Source organism: Vibrio tubiashii ATCC 19109, assembly GCF_000772105.1.
In the GTDB taxonomy this organism is placed as follows: Bacteria; Pseudomonadota; Gammaproteobacteria; order Enterobacterales; family Vibrionaceae; genus Vibrio; species Vibrio tubiashii.
Genome location: NZ_CP009354.1, coordinates 2,668,553 through 2,683,681, shown reverse-complemented (window position 1 = coordinate 2,683,681; position 15,129 = coordinate 2,668,553). Strand labels below are relative to the sequence as shown.

Below are 15,129 nucleotides of genomic sequence, written 5' to 3'. Positions count from 1 at the left end.
ATCCATCACCCAACAAGTAACCTTTTTATTCTTTATAACGATATTCCGTATTATGACTGAACAATATAATGCTGGAGCCATTGAGGTTCTTAATGGTTTGGAGCCAGTACGTCGCCGACCAGGGATGTATACGGATACAGCGCGCCCAAACCATTTGGGCCAAGAAGTCATCGATAACAGTGTCGATGAAGCGCTCGCCGGACACGCTTCAAAGGTTCAAGTAATTTTGCATGCTGACCAATCACTCGAAGTGATCGATGATGGTCGTGGTATGCCTGTAGACATCCACCCAGAAGAGAAAGTCTCTGGTGTGGAGCTTATTCTATGTAAGCTTCACGCAGGGGGTAAGTTCTCGAATAAAAACTATCAGTTCTCTGGTGGTCTACACGGGGTCGGTATCTCCGTGGTAAACGCCTTGTCTAAGCGTGTGGAAGTGACGGTGCGTCGTGATGGTCAAGTGTACGAAATTGCATTTGAACACGGCGATAAAGTGTCTGACTTAACGGTTACCGGGACATGCGGCCGCCGCAATAAAGGCACCAGTGTTCATTTCTGGCCTGAGGCGAAGTATTTTGACTCGGCAAACTTCTCGGTTACTCGTTTAGTTAATAACTTACGCGCGAAAGCTGTCCTTTGTCCGGGCTTAGAAATTACCTTTACTGATAAAGTAAATGGCAATGACTACAAATGGCTGTATGAAGACGGTTTAAAAGATTACCTAGCGGAAGGCGTTAAAGGTTATACCGTTCTCCCAGAAGAACCATTTACGGGCGAATTCTCGGCAGAAACCGAAGCGGCTAACTGGGCAGTTATCTGGCAGCCAGAAGGCGGTGAGATGATCACCGAAAGCTACGTTAACCTGATCCCAACCGCGCAAGGTGGTACGCACGTTAATGGTCTGCGCCAAGGTTTGCTTGATGCTATGCGAGAGTTCTGTGAATTCCGCAACCTGCTGCCACGTGGTGTTAAGTTAACCGGTGACGATGTCTTCGACCGCTGTTCTTATGTTTTATCGGTTAAGATGCAAGATCCGCAGTTTGCCGGTCAGACGAAAGAGCGTTTGTCTTCTCGCCAAACCGCAGCCTTTGTTTCTGGTGTGGTTAAAGATGCCTTCAGTCTGTGGCTGAATGAAAAACCGCAATTGGCAGAGCAACTGGCTGAAGTGTGTATTGCAAACGCACACCGCCGAATGCGCGCAAGCAAAAAGGTGGTGCGTAAAAAAGTGGCTTCAGGCCCAGCTCTACCAGGTAAACTGACGGACTGTTCTGTTCAAGACTTAAACCGCACTGAAATCTTCTTCGTCGAGGGTGACTCGGCAGGTGGCTCAGCTAAGCAAGCTCGTGACCGTGAGTTCCAAGCGGTAATGCCACTACGCGGTAAGATTCTCAATACTTGGGAAGTCTCTCCTGATCAGGTGCTCGCTTCTCAAGAAGTTCACGATATCTCAGTGGCACTAGGTATTGACCCAGATAGCGAGAATCTTGAAGGCCTTCGCTACGGTAAGATCTGTATCCTTGCCGATGCGGACTCGGATGGTCTGCATATCGCAACGCTACTTTGTGCGCTATTTACGCGTCATTTCCGCTCTCTGGTTGAAGCGGGTCATATCTATGTAGCCATGCCTCCTCTCTATCGTATCGACTGTGGTAAGGAAGTGTTCTATGCCCTTGATGACGATGAGAAAGAGGGCATTTTAGAGCGCTTATCGAAGAAGAAAGCAAAAATCAACGTACAGCGATTCAAAGGTTTGGGTGAGATGAACCCACTGCAACTTCGCGAAACGACGATGGATCCAAATACTCGTCGCTTAGTTCAGCTAACCATTGATGACAACCAAGCGACCATGGAAATGATGGATATGCTGCTTGGTAAGAAGCGTGCTGATGATCGTCGCTCTTGGTTACAAAACAACGGCGACATGGCAGAGGTTTAACGGATGTCTACTGAAATTACATTTGATGGCGTTGAACAGTTGCCAATGCGCAAGTTCACCGAAGACGCTTATCTTAACTATTCGATGTACGTCATTATGGACCGTGCGTTGCCATATATTGGTGACGGTTTAAAACCGGTTCAGCGTCGTATTATCTACGCAATGTCGGAGCTTGGTCTTTCGGCAGCGGCAAAATACAAAAAATCGGCACGTACTGTTGGTGACGTATTAGGTAAGTACCACCCACACGGGGACTCGGCTTGTTACGAAGCAATGGTATTGATGGCTCAGCCATTCTCTTACCGTTATCCACTCGTAGATGGCCAAGGCAACTGGGGTGCGCCGGATGATCCTAAATCATTCGCGGCAATGCGTTATACCGAAGCAAAACTCTCTAAGTTTGCCGAAGTTCTGCTTGGCGAATTAGGCCAAGGCACCGTTGAATGGCAGCCTAACTTTGACGGCACGATGAAAGAGCCGCAAATGTTACCAGCGCGTTTACCTCACATCCTGCTTAATGGTGTGACAGGTATCGCGGTAGGTATGGCAACGGACATTCCGCCACACAACGTACGTGAAGTGGCAGAAGCAACGATTCATCTGATCGATAATCCAAAGTCTGAACTTGCGGATGTAATGAACTTTGTTCAAGGGCCAGATTACCCAACAGAAGCAGAGATCATTTCGCCTAAAGCGGATTTAGAAAAGATTTATCGTACTGGTCGTGGCAGCATTAAAATGCGTGCTGTATGGCACAAAGAAGGTTCAGAGATCGTCATTACCGCTCTGCCACACCAAGTGTCTGGCGCTAAGCTACTAGAGCAAATCGCTAACCAAATGCGCGCTAAAAAGCTACCTATGGTTGACGATCTGCGTGATGAATCCGATCACGAGAACCCAACTCGTATCGTCGTGGTACCGCGTTCAAACCGTGTTGACTGTGACCAGTTGATGAATCACCTATTTGCCTCGACCGATCTTGAAAAGAACTTCCGTGTAAACCTGAACATGATTGGTTTGGACAATCGTCCTCAGGTCAAAGGACTCGTTCAAATTCTCTCTGAATGGATCGAATTCCGCCGTGCGACTGTACGTCGTCGTTTGCAACACCGTTTAGATAAGGTCATGGCTCGCTTACACATCTTGGAAGGTTTGTTGGTCGCATACCTTAACCTTGATGAGGTGATTGAGATCATCCGTACTGAAGACGATCCTAAAGCGGTGCTTATGGAACGTTTTGGTATTACCGATATTCAAGCAGATGCGATTCTCGATACCAAACTTCGTCACTTAGCGAAATTGGAAGAGATGAAGATTCGCGGTGAGCAAGATGAGTTAGAGAAAGAACGTGAAAAGCTAGAGCAACTGCTAGGCTCAGAGCGTCGTCTTAATACGCTTCTGAAGAAAGAAATCAAAGCGGATGCTGACAAATACGGTGATGATCGCCGTTCACCAATGGTTGAGCGTGCAGAAGCTAAGGCACTAACAGAGCGTGACTTAGTTCCTAGCGAACCTATCACTGTTGTACTTTCTGAGAAAGGTTGGATTCGTCATGCTAAAGGGCATGAGGTTGATGCTGATGGCTTGAACTATAAGTCGGGCGATAAATACCTTGCTCATGCCCGTGGTAAGAGCAACCAGCAAGCGGTATTCCTTGGCAGTGATGGCCGCAGTTACTCGTTAGAGTCGCACTCATTACCCTCTGCGCGTAGCCAAGGTGAGCCAATTACAGGCCGCTTGAACATTAGCGCAGGCACTAATATTCGCCATGTTGTTATGGGTGAAGAAGAGCAACTGTGGCTAGTTGGTTCCGACGCGGGTTATGGTTTCGTTTGTAAGGGAAGTGACTTACTGTCGAAAAACCGCAGTGGTAAAGCTCTGGTGACACTGCCGCAGAACTCTGAAGTGCTTTCACCACAAACGGTGGGCAATTTAGATGCAGATGAAATCTTAGCGATTACTAACCAAGGTCGTATGTTGCTGTTCCCAATCAAGGATCTGCCGCAGCTTGGTAAAGGTAAGGGTAATAAGATCATCAACATTCCAGCGGCGAAAGCGAAAGAGCGTGAAGAGCTTGTTTCTCACCTTATTGCTTTGCCTCAGGGTAGTTCGGTAACTCTCTATGCGGGTAAACGTAAGCTTGGTCTAAAACCTGCTGACCTAGAGAACTTCCGCGGAGAGCGTGGGCGTCGAGGCGGCTTGTTGCCTAGAGGTCTTCAGCGCGTAACTCGTATTGAGGTTGAGTCTGGTTCAACCCCTGAGCCGGAAAACGAAGCGTCTGAATAGAACAAAAAACCCATGCCTAGCATGGGTTTTTTATTGTTCATCGTATTAAAGATTATTCGCGGGTATCTTCTTCAATGGTGACTTTAAGGACTTTTTCGACTCCTTTACGCAGTACTAGCACATCAACCGTTGTGCCTGGTCTTAACTCGGTCACTATGTCCATCACGCTTTGACGACCATTGATCTTCTGACCATCAATTTTCAAGATAATGTCTTGAGCTTCAAATCCAGCATCCGCCGCAGGGCCGTTGGGATCAATACCTAATACTACGATACCACCGAGATGTTCGTTACCTAATAGACGGGAGGTAACGGAGTTAATGTCTTGCCCATCAATTCCGATATAGCCGCGAATCACTCGACCGTCGGCAATGATTTTCTGCATGATTTTATTCGCGAGTGCATATGGAATGGCAAACGAAATACCGTAAGTTTCCAGCTCAGTGGCTTGTTGGAATGAAGCAGTGTTAATTCCAACTAGCTCGCCACGAGTATTGACCAAAGCGCCACCAGAGTTACCTTCATTGATTGCGGCATCGGTTTGGATAAACGCTTGGTGACCATCGGCGCTGATTGAAGAGCGGCCAGTGGCAGAGATAATACCGAAAGTGGTGGTTTGACCAAGGTTGTACGGGTTACCAATTGCCAGAACAATATCACCGACTTTCGGCGAGTATTCAGGATTAAGTGGAATAACAGGTAAGTTATCGCCTTCAACCCTCAGGATGGCGATATCGGTTCTACGGTCTTTACCAACTAATTGAGCGGCAGCCACTCGGCCATCTTGCAGCGCAACGATAATTTGATCGGCCTGTGCAACGACGTGGTAGTTGGTAATGATATAGCCTTTATCACTGACGATGACACCAGAGCCTAGCCCTTGGGTAAGCAGTTTGGAACGATCGCTCTCTTGGTACTTACGGCTATAAATATTCACCACAGCAGGAGCTGCTTTTCGAACGGCTTGATTGAATGACACCTGAACCTGTGAATAGTCAGTTACAGTGGATTGATTGGTTTGAGGAAGGATGTTGGACCGCAAAGACGGTACAGCGATTAATAACAGAGCAGCAGTTGCTAAGCCTAAGCCAATAGAACGCAACAAAAATTGCAGCATGCTTTCCTCGTCAAGGTCATAAAATGGATAAGTTGGTGAAGAATAGCACTAGATGAGAAAATAACAAAAGGACAGCGGGTTCTACCGCTATCCTTTCAAGCCAATATCGCGTTTTTTATCAATGGTGTTTATCGAATAACAAGATAGATACTACGCTCTCCTCGTTGGATATTGAGCGCAAGTACTCCCGATTGCTTCTCTACCACTTTTCTAAACTCTGCGAGATTCTTCACTCGTTGACGGTTAACGCCAATAATGATGTCATCTTTTTGCAGCTGATAAGCTTCTGCATTAGAGCCTTTTTCTACTGAGGTGACTTTAACACCTTGTACAGAGTCGCTGGCATTGGTGTTGGTTAGCTGCGCACCAGATAAGCCTTCATGTAGCTTATCAGCAGTCGTCTTGATGTTAGTCTGCTCACCTAAGGTGACATCGAATGATTTCTTCTTACCATCGCGCACGACGCCAAGTGAGATCTCTTTACCTGCCCCCAAAGTTGCCACCTTAGCTCTTAACTCACTAAATGAATTAATTGCTTTGCCGTTGACAGATACAATGACATCACCTGCCTCAAGGCCGGCTTTATCCGCTGCACTATCAGGTACAACTTGGCTAACAAAAGCACCTTTACTCGATTCGTATCCTAGGGCCTCGGCTAATTCAGAGGTGATTTCGCCACCTTGTACGCCGAGCATACCGCGTTTAACTTCGCCAAACTCTAGGATTTGCGCGGTCAAATTGGTCATCATGTTGGATGGGATCGCAAAGCCGATACCCACGTTACCGCCGTTAGGGCCTAAGATGGCGGTGTTAATACCAATCAGTTCACCATTTAGGTTCACCAGTGCGCCACCAGAGTTGCCGCTGTTGATCGCTGCGTCGGTTTGGATGAAGTTTTCAAAGTTCTCTAGGTTTAGACCACTACGACCTAGGGCAGACACAATCCCCGAAGTTACGGTTTGTCCGAGACCAAATGGGTTACCAATGGCTACGGTGAAATCACCGACGCGCAACTTGTCTGAGTCAGCGATCTTAATCTCGGTCAGGTTCTTCGCTTCTTCTAGCTTGAGCAGTGCCACGTCTGACATCTGGTCGCCGCCGACGAGTTCAGCATCGTACTCGCGACCATCTCGAAGTTTAACGCGGATTTTCTCTGCGCCGTTGATGACGTGGTAGTTAGTAACGATGTGGCCTTTCTTAGCGTCAACGATGACACCTGAGCCTAACCCACGGAATGGGCGTTCTTGGAGCTGTTCGGTTGGGAAATCAGGTCCAAAGAAAAAACGGAACTGATCAGGAATTTGTTGTTTGGATACTTGGGTGCCTTCCACTGAGATACTGACGACAGCAGGGGTCACTTTTTCAAGCATCGGAGCCAAGCTTGGTAACTGTTCGCCATCAACCGTAAACGGCAAAGCGGCCGTAGCCTGCATTGGTGTGATGATTGAACTTAGGCTTAATGACAGGACGGTTAAAGCAAGCAAAGGTTTTTTCATCGGATACTCCTAGTTGGTTAAGGACCTAATACTGACATTTGTACGAAAAATCAGATTTCAATGGTCACTTGTAGGAGTTATGACTTAAAAACCTTTGCAAAGTTCATCAAAGATAGATTTCAATTATGACGCTTTAGCTGAAACAACGTCTTGAGAATCTAAAATTTCTTTCTTCTGCTCTTTTAATAAACCCGTTGAACCTGACGCATAATCTTTAGGCGCTTCGCTTAACGGTTGAATATCAACATCGTTATTTTCAACTGATTCTGAATCAGACTGCTGAGCGATCTTCTTCACGAATGGGTTATCTTGCTCGGGAATGTTTGGTAAAAGTTCTGAAGACGTCTTCGCCATATGTTGATACAGCTTAGTGTACTCTTTACCTAGTGAATCCAACATTTCCGCTGTTTGCGCAAAGTGATCTGCAAGATCTTGTTTTTGCTGCTCTAATTCAAATTTTGCGTTGTCGAGATCTTTTTGAACGCTCTTTTGCTTCTTGTATCCTGGTGTTGTCAGGCGAGAAATCGCAACACCCAAAACCATACCAACAAGCAAACCTACGAGGGCATAAATCCAAGGCATAATTGCTCCTTATCATTGTTATTTAACATGTTTTTTACTGGTTAGTTACACATGTTCAAATGACATGGTACTATGAGAACTTAAGCCAATAAAGAAAAATGCATGTGCTCTACATAGCAGTTTGACAGTCTTCTTGAGTAGGTAAAGAAGCAATGACGCCATTAGAAATCTATAACAACGATATAAAACAACATGGTTTTCAAAAGGATGCCGCGCAGCTTCAAGCGGTTACAGCCTTAGATAACCTCTACCATGAATTCATCGACTACATTAACACGCCGGTAGAAAAGCCGAGCGGATGGAAAACTTGGTTTAGTAAAAAAGCGCCAGAGCTACCTCAAGCACCCCAAGGGCTCTATTTTTGGGGCGGAGTAGGGCGTGGTAAAACCTATCTGGTTGATACCTTCTTTGAGGCTTTACCCACAGAAAAGAAAATGCGCGTCCATTTTCACCGCTTTATGTATCGCGTCCACGATGAGTTAAATGCATTAGGTGATGTGAATGACCCACTAGAGTTGGTGGCTGACAAATTTAAGTCTGAGGCTGAGATCATCTGCTTCGATGAGTTTTTTGTTTCAGACATTACCGATGCCATGATTCTGGGCACTCTGTTCCAAGCTCTGTTTAAACGTGGTGTTATCTTAGTCGCGACTTCGAATATTCCACCGCAAGATTTGTATCGTAATGGATTGCAACGTGCTCGTTTTCTTCCTGCGATTGAATTGATCGAGAAAAACTGCCGCGTGTTGAATGTTGATAGTGGGATTGATTACCGCTTGAGAACTCTAGAACAAGCCGAGATCTACCACTCTCCGTTAGATGCGCAAGCCGATAAAAACCTTCGTCACTATTATGAACAGCTCGTTGGGGAAGGGAAGAAAGGGGCTAAGAGCATCGAAATCAACCATCGAGAGATTGACGTCATTCAAGCTTCTGAAGATGTGTTACATGCTAGCTTTGCACAGCTATGCCAATCTGCGCGCAGCCAAAATGACTACATAGAGATGTCGCGCATCTATCACACCGTACTGCTGGCGGATGTTCAAATAATGGATCGTACCATAGATGATGCTGCCAGACGTTTCATTGCTCTGGTCGATGAGTTCTATGAGCGTCATGTCAAACTAATTATATCTGCGCAAGTGCCGTTGGAAGCGCTTTATGCTGGTGGTCAATTGGAGTTTGAATTTAAACGCTGTCAGTCGCGTTTGATTGAAATGCAAAGCCATGATTACTTGGCGAAAGAACATTTAGCATAGCTGGCGGAAGCGAACTGTGCTCAATTGAAAAAAAATGAAATTTTCACGCGAAAAGAGGTGATTTTTTCTACTGACTTCTCTATAATCCTGCGACCCACCGTTACTGCAGACCTTATTATCGAAGGTATTTCGACATAACGGGTCGAGAGTGCCAATCACTCGAAGGGGTGTTAACTGGACTCTTAGTCAGTGGGAGCGAAAGCTCCTTAAGTGTAAATTTAATTATTGAACGGGTTATTATTAGCATGAAAACTTTCGTTGCTAAACCAGAAACTGTAAAACGCGACTGGTACGTTGTAGACGCTGAAGGTAAAACTCTTGGCCGTCTAGCAAGTGAAATTGCATCTCGCCTACGTGGCAAACACAAAGCTGAATACACTCCACACTGTGACACTGGTGATTACATCATCGTTGTTAACGCGGAGAAAGTTACTGTAACTGGTAACAAGGCTAAAGGTAAGATTTACTACCGTCACACTGAATTCCCTGGCGGCCTAAAATCAATCAGCTTCGAGAAGCTAATTGATCGCAAGCCAGAGATGGCTCTTGAGCTAGCAGTTAAAGGTATGCTACCACGTGGTCCTCTTGGCCGTGCTATGTACCGTAAGCTGAAAGTTTACGCTGGCGCTGAGCACAACCATGTTGCTCAACAACCTCAAGTACTAGACATCTAATCGGGGATTTCGAACAATGGCAGATAATCAATACTACGGTACTGGCCGTCGCAAAAGCTCAGCTGCACGTGTTTTTGTTAAACCAGGCAGCGGCAACATCGTAATCAACAAGCGTAGCCTTGATGAGTACTTCGGTCGTCCAACTTCTCGCATGGTTGTTAAACAGCCTCTAGAGCTAGTTGAACTAACTGAGAAACTAGACCTATACGTTACTGTTAAAGGTGGCGGTATTTCTGGTCAAGCAGGTGCTATCCGTCACGGTATCACTCGCGCTCTAATGGAATACGATGAGTCTCTACGTCCTACTCTACGTGCTGCGGGTTACGTTACTCGTGACGCTCGTTGCGTTGAACGTAAGAAAGTTGGTCTACGTAAAGCACGTCGTCGTCCACAGTTCTCTAAGCGTTAATCTTTTTTCGAAAAGATTCGCTTCCAATGTTTACATTGGAACGTGGTACCAAAAGCCTGGCTTCTTGCCAGGCTTTTTTGTTTCTGTCCGTTAAAAAAATCCTTTCCTAGCGCCACTTATCATTTGATTTCTCTTACTTATCCTCCTTTTGTGACCTCACTGGCGATTCGCTTCACAAATGTTACAAAAAGGTAGCTTTATCTTGTCAAAAAGTAGGGTTTTATTTATCATTTGGCATCAAATAAATACAACTAAATTCGTATTTTGTTAGCCATGCTCTTTAAGCGGAATAACAATAAATCCACAAGGAGCAAATGGGAGAATGTTTGGATGAGCAATGCGCCTTTAAATAACGGTCGCAGACGTTTCTTAACCGCTACAACAGCCGTTGTGGGTGGTTTAGGAGCAGCTGCTGTCGCCGTTCCTTTTATTAAATCTTGGAACCCAAGTGAAAAAGCCAAAGCTGCAGGTGCCCCTGTTGAAGTTGATATCGGTAAACTTGAAGAAGGGCAAATGGTACGTGTTGAATGGCGTGGTAAACCTGTATGGGTTGTCCGTCGTGCACAGTCTGTAGTTGAAGGATTAAAAGCTATCGATGGTCAGCTTCGTGACCCATCTTCAGCAGAAGAACAACAACCAACTTATGCTCAGAACGCTTATCGCTCAATTAAGCCAGAGTATTTTGTTGCGGTAGGTATCTGTACACACCTTGGTTGTTCTCCAACGTATTTGCCTGACAGTTTTAATGAGCAAGTTCAGGGTGTTAAATCAGGTTTCTTCTGTCCGTGTCACGGCTCTAAGTTCGACATGGCAGGTCGTGTTTTCCAAGGCGTACCAGCGCCATTAAACCTAGTTGTTCCAAAACACCAATACTTAAGTGATACCAAGATTATTATCGGTGTTGACGAAGAAGGGGAGGCATAATGCAAGCTCTACTTGATTGGGTAGAAAAACGCATACCCGCAATGAATGCGTACAAGAAGCACCTTTCTGAGTACCCGATGCCAAAGAACTTTAACTTCTGGTATCTATTTGGCTCGCTAGCGATGCTTGTCTTGGTTAACCAAATCCTAACCGGTATCTGGTTAACAATGAACTACGTTCCTTCTGGTGACGGAGCCTTTGCCTCAATCGAATACATCATGCGTGATGTTGAATACGGTTGGTTGCTGCGTTATATGCACTCTACAGGTGCGTCAGCCTTCTTCGTTGTTGTCTACCTGCACATGTTCCGCGGCCTTATCTACGGTTCATACCAGAAGCCTCGTGAGCTACTGTGGATCTTCGGTATGCTTATCTTCCTAGTGTTGATGGCAGAAGCGTTTATGGGCTACTTACTACCTTGGGGACAGATGTCTTACTGGGGTGCACAGGTAATCATCTCTCTATTTGGTGCGATTCCTGTTATTGGTGATGACCTAACGCTATGGATTCGTGGTGACTACGTTATCTCTGGTGCAACGCTAAACCGCTTCTTTGCACTACACGTAATTGCTCTGCCTATCGTTCTATTACTGCTAATCGTTCTTCACGTACTAGCACTGCACGAAGTAGGTTCAAACAACCCTGATGGTATCGAAACTAAGCTACCTAAAGGTACAATGGGCGATGACTACAAGACTCAGTTCCCATTCCATAACGATTACACTAAGAAATACGACATCATCGATTCTATTCCTTTCCACCCGTACGGGACTGTGAAAGATATGGTTGGTGTAGCCGGTTTCCTATTCTTCTTCTGTTATGTGCTGTTCTTCAACCCAGAGATGGGCGGTTACTTCCTTGAGCCACCTAACTTTGAAGCAGCAAACCCACTGAAAACACCTGAGCACATTGCTCCTGTATGGTACTTCACTCCGTTCTACGCGATTCTACGTGCGGTTCCGGATAAGCTACTAGGTGTTATCGCGATGGGTGCATCGATTGCGGTTCTATTTGTACTACCTTGGTTAGACCGTTGTCGTGTACGTTCTTACCGCTACCGCAGTAAGTTCCATTTATTCAATATCATCCAGTTCACGATCAGCTTTATCGCGTTGGGTATTCTTGGTGCGCTACCAGCAACACCAACATACACGCTATTAGCTCAGATCTTCAGCTTAGCTTACTTCATGTTCTTCGTACTGCTGTACTTCTACAGTAAGAACGAAGCGACTAAGCCACTACCAGAAAGGGTGACATTCAAATGAAAAAATGGATTGTAATTTTATTTGCAATGCTGCCTTCATTGGCGATGGCAGCGGGTGCGAACGTACCACTTGATAAAGCAAACAACGATCTGAGTGACCAAGCTTCACTGCAAAATGGCGCGAAACTGTTTATGAACTACTGTTTCGGTTGTCACTCAGCTCAATACCAACGTTATGAGCGTGTCGCTCGTGATATTGGTATCCCAGTTGAACTGCTTAAAGAAAACCTAATCTTTGACCCAGAAGCGAAAGTGGGTGACTTGATGGAAAACTCGATTCCTGAGAAGTCAGCAGCGAAATGGTTTGGTGCTCCACCGCCAGATCTAACACTGGTTGCTCGTGTCCGTGGTACGGATTGGCTATACACTTACCTACGTTCATTCTATGAGGACCCAAGCCGTCCGTTTGGCGTTAACAACATTGTTTTCCCAAGTGTTGGTATGCCTCATGTGCTAGAAGAGCTGCAAGGCATTCCTAAGCCAGTTTTTGAAACTCATGTCGTAGATGGCAAAGAAGTGACAAAAGTGGTTGGTATTGAAGCTGATGGAACCGGTGAGCTAAACAATGAAGAATACGACCAAGCAGTACGTGATTTGGTTAACTTCTTGGAGTACTCAGGTGACCCAGTGAAACTAGAGCGTCATGCGCTAGGTTGGTGGGTAATGGCTTTCCTAGTCATCTTCACGATTGTTGTTGTGCTACTGAAGAAAGAGTATTGGCGTGATGTGCACTAATTGTGCTATCATACTGTGCTAATTCCCAATTTTTGAACTTAACAATGGAGGCTTAGCCTCCATTGTTTTTATATTTGTAAGTGTGCTGGAGGGCTCCATGGCTGTAGCTGCCAATAAACGTTCTGTGATGACTCTATTTTCAAGTGCATCTGATATGTATAGCCATCAGGTACGTATTGTTCTAGCAGAGAAAGGTGTAAGCGTTGAAGTAGAACTCGTAGATGAAGCAAATCTACCTGCGGAGCTTATTGAACTTAACCCGTACAAGACAGTACCAACGTTAGTAGACCGTGAACTAGCGCTTTACGATTCAAAGATCATCATGGAATACCTAGATGAGCGTTTCCCTCATCCACCATTGATGCCAGTTTACCCAGTTGCTCGTGGTAACAGCCGTCTAATGATCTTCCGTATTGAGAAAAACTGGTACACGCTTGCTGAGAAAATCGTAAAAGGTAACGCAGAAGAAGCAGAAGCAGCACGTAACAAACTACGTAATGACCTGCTAACTCTAGGCCCAGTTTTTGCTGAGTACGAATATTTCATGAGCGAAGAGTTCAGCCTAATTGACTGTTACTTAGCACCGTTACTATGGCGTCTACCTCAACTTGGTATCGAGTTGGTAGGCCCAGGTTCTAAAGAACTAAAAGTTTACATGAACCGCGTATTCGAACGTGATTCATTCCTAGCTTCTCTAACTGAAGCTGAACGTGAAATGCGTCTAGCTCGTTAATTGGCGAGAAGATGGATATAGCAAACATGACACCACGCCGACCATACATGCTTCGTGCATTCTATGATTGGCTGGTGGATAACGATTTAACTCCACACTTGGTTGTGGCAGCAGAATTACCTGGTGTACGTGTACCTTTGGAGTTTGTTCAAGACGGTCAGATTATCCTTAATATCGCTCCGAGAGCGGTGGGTAATTTAGAGTTAGGCAACGAAGCGATTACCTTCAATGCTCGCTTTAGTGGTCGCCCTCACTCAGTGATTGTTCCTCTGTATGCAGTACAAGCTATCTACGCACGTGAAAACGGCGCAGGTACGATGTTTGAGCCTGAAGAGGCTTACATGGCTGAATACGAGGAAGAAGGCATTGAAGAGGTATCTGACGAGCCTCAACCATTGTCAGTTGCGACAGAGGTGGAGCCAGAACCAGAAACCGCAGATGCGACAGTGGGTGATGACGAGCCGCCAAGACCTAAAGGTCGACCGAGTCTTAGAGTCGTTAAATAATAAAAAAGCAGCGCCTAGCGCTGCTTTTTTGTATCTGCGATTCGCTTAGCTTCCCTGATGGAATGCTTTTACCACCTGTTTTACTCCAGATATATTGCGCGCCACATCGGTCGCGATATTCGCATGTTCATCTGAGACATAGCCAAGTAGGAAGACTTCTTTGTCTTCGGTGATGACCTTGATTTTAGTTCCACTTAATTCAGAGTTGGCAATTAAAGCGGATTTAACCTTAGTGGTGATCCAACTGTCGTGACTGATCTCGCCAACAGAGAGCGGCGCTTTAACGCGCAGCTGGTTATATATGTTCTCGACGCCTTTAATGTCACGCGCGCGACTTTCAATCTCACGCTTAAGCTGCTCGGTATTCGCTTGCCCCATTAAAACCACGTTGCCATTGTAAGAGCTAGCAGTAATACGTGCGTTGCCTCTGAACGGTGCTTTGTTGCCGATACCTGCAATTTCAAACTCAATGTTATTGTCGTCCCAGATCTCTTGAGTCGTTCTTGGATCAATCACAATGCTGGCTGTTGTTGCCGCACCTGCGACAAACAGACCTGCACAACCCGTCAGACTGAGGGCGAAAAATGACAGCAATAAGCCTTTAAACATCTTCATAACTTACTCTTCGTGCGCTGGGAACAATACTTGGTCGATAAGATCGCATAAGCAGTGTAGCGTCACCATATGAACTTCGTGAATTCTTGCGGTTCTGTGAGATGGGATACGAATCTCAACATCATTCTCACCTAACAAGCCAGCCATCTCGCCACCATCTTTACCAGTTAGGGCAATAATGGTCATATCTCGGGTTACCGCGGCTTCCATCGCTTTGATGATGTTTTTACTGTTACCACTGGTAGAGATAGCAAGTAGGATGTCACCCGTTTGACCAAAAGCACGCACCTGTTTGGAGAATATCTCTTCGTAGTGGTAGTCATTTGCCACTGCAGTTAAGGTGGTGTTATCCGCTGTCAGTGCCATCGCGGGTAAGCTTGGTCGCTCAGTTTCAAAACGGTTGAGAAGACAAGAAACAAACTGTTGCGCGTTTGAAGAAGAGCCACCGTTGCCGCAGCAAAGAATTTTGTTGCCGTTGAGTAGACTCGCTACCATAGCTTGCGCTGCATGAGTAATGGCATCAGGGAGCGCTTCGGCTGCTGCGATTTGAATTTGAATGCTTTCAGTAAAACTGTCTTTAATGCTATCTAGCATTG

15 protein-coding genes are annotated in these 15,129 nt (G+C 45.8%); 10 read left to right on the top strand and 5 right to left on the bottom strand.

All coding sequences use genetic code 11. The annotated features are described in order from the left end of the window. The first annotated feature begins 52 nt into the window (after positions 1–52). Both parE and parC read left to right on the top strand, forming a co-directional pair. Positions 53–1,933, top strand: coding sequence for a DNA topoisomerase IV subunit B (gene parE / locus IX91_RS12230; protein ID WP_004744978.1), 1,881 nt, complete (start codon positions 53–55; stop codon positions 1,931–1,933). Between the two features lie 3 nt (positions 1,934–1,936). Continuing rightward, positions 1,937–4,219 (top strand): DNA topoisomerase IV subunit A, encoded by a 2,283-nt coding sequence (gene parC / locus IX91_RS12225; RefSeq protein ID WP_004744977.1) that lies wholly within the window; start codon positions 1,937–1,939, stop codon positions 4,217–4,219. A 52-nt stretch (positions 4,220–4,271) separates the two neighbouring features. Here parC and degS read toward each other — a convergent pair whose 3' ends face one another. The 3 genes from degS to zapG all read right to left on the bottom strand — a co-directional run bounded on the left by degS (position 4,272) and on the right by zapG (position 7,414). Further along, positions 4,272–5,336 (bottom strand): outer membrane-stress sensor serine endopeptidase DegS, encoded by a 1,065-nt coding sequence (degS, locus tag IX91_RS12220; protein ID WP_004744976.1) that lies wholly within the window; start codon positions 5,334–5,336, stop codon positions 4,272–4,274. Positions 5,337–5,464: 128 nt separating this feature from the next. Next, a complete protein-coding gene (locus tag IX91_RS12215; RefSeq protein WP_004744975.1) occupies positions 5,465–6,832 on the bottom strand; it encodes a DegQ family serine endoprotease in 1,368 nt (455 codons plus the stop codon). A gap of 123 nt (positions 6,833–6,955) precedes the next feature. Then, on the bottom strand, positions 6,956–7,414 hold the full coding sequence (gene zapG / locus IX91_RS12210; RefSeq protein WP_004744974.1) for a Z-ring associated protein ZapG: 459 nt from the start codon (positions 7,412–7,414) through the stop codon (positions 6,956–6,958). A gap of 152 nt (positions 7,415–7,566) precedes the next feature. Here zapG and zapE point away from each other — a divergent pair, with 152 nt between their 5' ends. The 8 genes from zapE (at position 7,567) to sspB (ending at position 13,918) form a co-directional block, all read left to right on the top strand. After that, entirely contained in the window at positions 7,567–8,673 is a 1,107-nt protein-coding gene (gene zapE / locus IX91_RS12205; RefSeq protein WP_004744973.1) for a cell division protein ZapE, read from the top strand. Positions 8,674–8,918: 245 nt separating this feature from the next. Then, positions 8,919–9,347, top strand: coding sequence for a 50S ribosomal protein L13 (rplM, locus tag IX91_RS12200; protein WP_004744972.1), 429 nt, complete (start codon positions 8,919–8,921; stop codon positions 9,345–9,347). Positions 9,348–9,363: 16 nt separating this feature from the next. Beyond that, a complete protein-coding gene (rpsI, locus tag IX91_RS12195) occupies positions 9,364–9,756 on the top strand; it encodes a 30S ribosomal protein S9 (protein WP_004415472.1) in 393 nt (130 codons plus the stop codon). 330 nt (positions 9,757–10,086) lie between these two features. Then, a complete protein-coding gene (gene petA / locus IX91_RS12190) occupies positions 10,087–10,680 on the top strand; it encodes a ubiquinol-cytochrome c reductase iron-sulfur subunit (protein ID WP_004744971.1) in 594 nt (197 codons plus the stop codon). After that, entirely contained in the window at positions 10,680–11,945 is a 1,266-nt protein-coding gene (locus IX91_RS12185; protein ID WP_004744970.1) for a cytochrome b, read from the top strand. The genes petA and IX91_RS12185 overlap by 1 nt, the downstream gene beginning before the upstream one ends. Then, complete coding sequence (locus IX91_RS12180) at positions 11,942–12,679, top strand: cytochrome c1 (RefSeq protein WP_004744969.1); 738 nt, start codon at positions 11,942–11,944, stop codon at positions 12,677–12,679. The genes IX91_RS12185 and IX91_RS12180 overlap by 4 nt, the downstream gene beginning before the upstream one ends. Before the next feature lie 97 nt (positions 12,680–12,776). After that, positions 12,777–13,412, top strand: a complete 636-nt coding sequence (gene sspA, locus IX91_RS12175) for a stringent starvation protein SspA (RefSeq protein ID WP_004744968.1) — start codon at positions 12,777–12,779, stop codon at positions 13,410–13,412. Positions 13,413–13,423: 11 nt separating this feature from the next. Continuing rightward, positions 13,424–13,918, top strand: a complete 495-nt coding sequence (gene sspB / locus IX91_RS12170) for a ClpXP protease specificity-enhancing factor (RefSeq protein WP_004749088.1) — start codon at positions 13,424–13,426, stop codon at positions 13,916–13,918. Positions 13,919–13,963: 45 nt separating this feature from the next. Here the strand turns inward: sspB and IX91_RS12165 are convergent, their stop codons facing one another. Continuing rightward, complete coding sequence (locus IX91_RS12165; protein WP_004744966.1) at positions 13,964–14,533, bottom strand: BON domain-containing protein; 570 nt, start codon at positions 14,531–14,533, stop codon at positions 13,964–13,966. Positions 14,534–14,536: 3 nt separating this feature from the next. Continuing rightward, entirely contained in the window at positions 14,537–15,127 is a 591-nt protein-coding gene (locus IX91_RS12160) for a phosphoheptose isomerase (protein WP_004744965.1), read from the bottom strand. Positions 15,128–15,129 lie beyond the last annotated feature (2 nt).

What these genes read in the sequence shown, in the direction of transcription:
- parE (WP_004744978.1), top strand. Translation starts at nt 53, where the DNA reads ATGACTGAACAATATAATGCTGGAGCCATTGAGGTTCTTAATGGTTTG.
- parC (WP_004744977.1), top strand. Translation starts at nt 1,937, where the DNA reads ATGTCTACTGAAATTACATTTGATGGCGTTGAACAGTTGCCAATGCGC.
- degS (WP_004744976.1), bottom strand. Translation starts at nt 5,336, where the DNA reads ATGCTGCAATTTTTGTTGCGTTCTATTGGCTTAGGCTTAGCAACTGCT.
- IX91_RS12215 (WP_004744975.1), bottom strand. Translation starts at nt 6,832, where the DNA reads ATGAAAAAACCTTTGCTTGCTTTAACCGTCCTGTCATTAAGCCTAAGT.
- zapG (WP_004744974.1), bottom strand. Translation starts at nt 7,414, where the DNA reads ATGCCTTGGATTTATGCCCTCGTAGGTTTGCTTGTTGGTATGGTTTTG.
- zapE (WP_004744973.1), top strand. Translation starts at nt 7,567, where the DNA reads ATGACGCCATTAGAAATCTATAACAACGATATAAAACAACATGGTTTT.
- rplM (WP_004744972.1), top strand. Translation starts at nt 8,919, where the DNA reads ATGAAAACTTTCGTTGCTAAACCAGAAACTGTAAAACGCGACTGGTAC.
- rpsI (WP_004415472.1), top strand. Translation starts at nt 9,364, where the DNA reads ATGGCAGATAATCAATACTACGGTACTGGCCGTCGCAAAAGCTCAGCT.
- petA (WP_004744971.1), top strand. Translation starts at nt 10,087, where the DNA reads ATGAGCAATGCGCCTTTAAATAACGGTCGCAGACGTTTCTTAACCGCT.
- IX91_RS12185 (WP_004744970.1), top strand. Translation starts at nt 10,680, where the DNA reads ATGCAAGCTCTACTTGATTGGGTAGAAAAACGCATACCCGCAATGAAT.
- IX91_RS12180 (WP_004744969.1), top strand. Translation starts at nt 11,942, where the DNA reads ATGAAAAAATGGATTGTAATTTTATTTGCAATGCTGCCTTCATTGGCG.
- sspA (WP_004744968.1), top strand. Translation starts at nt 12,777, where the DNA reads ATGGCTGTAGCTGCCAATAAACGTTCTGTGATGACTCTATTTTCAAGT.
- sspB (WP_004749088.1), top strand. Translation starts at nt 13,424, where the DNA reads ATGGATATAGCAAACATGACACCACGCCGACCATACATGCTTCGTGCA.
- IX91_RS12165 (WP_004744966.1), bottom strand. Translation starts at nt 14,533, where the DNA reads ATGAAGATGTTTAAAGGCTTATTGCTGTCATTTTTCGCCCTCAGTCTG.
- IX91_RS12160 (WP_004744965.1), bottom strand. Translation starts at nt 15,127, where the DNA reads ATGCTAGATAGCATTAAAGACAGTTTTACTGAAAGCATTCAAATTCAA.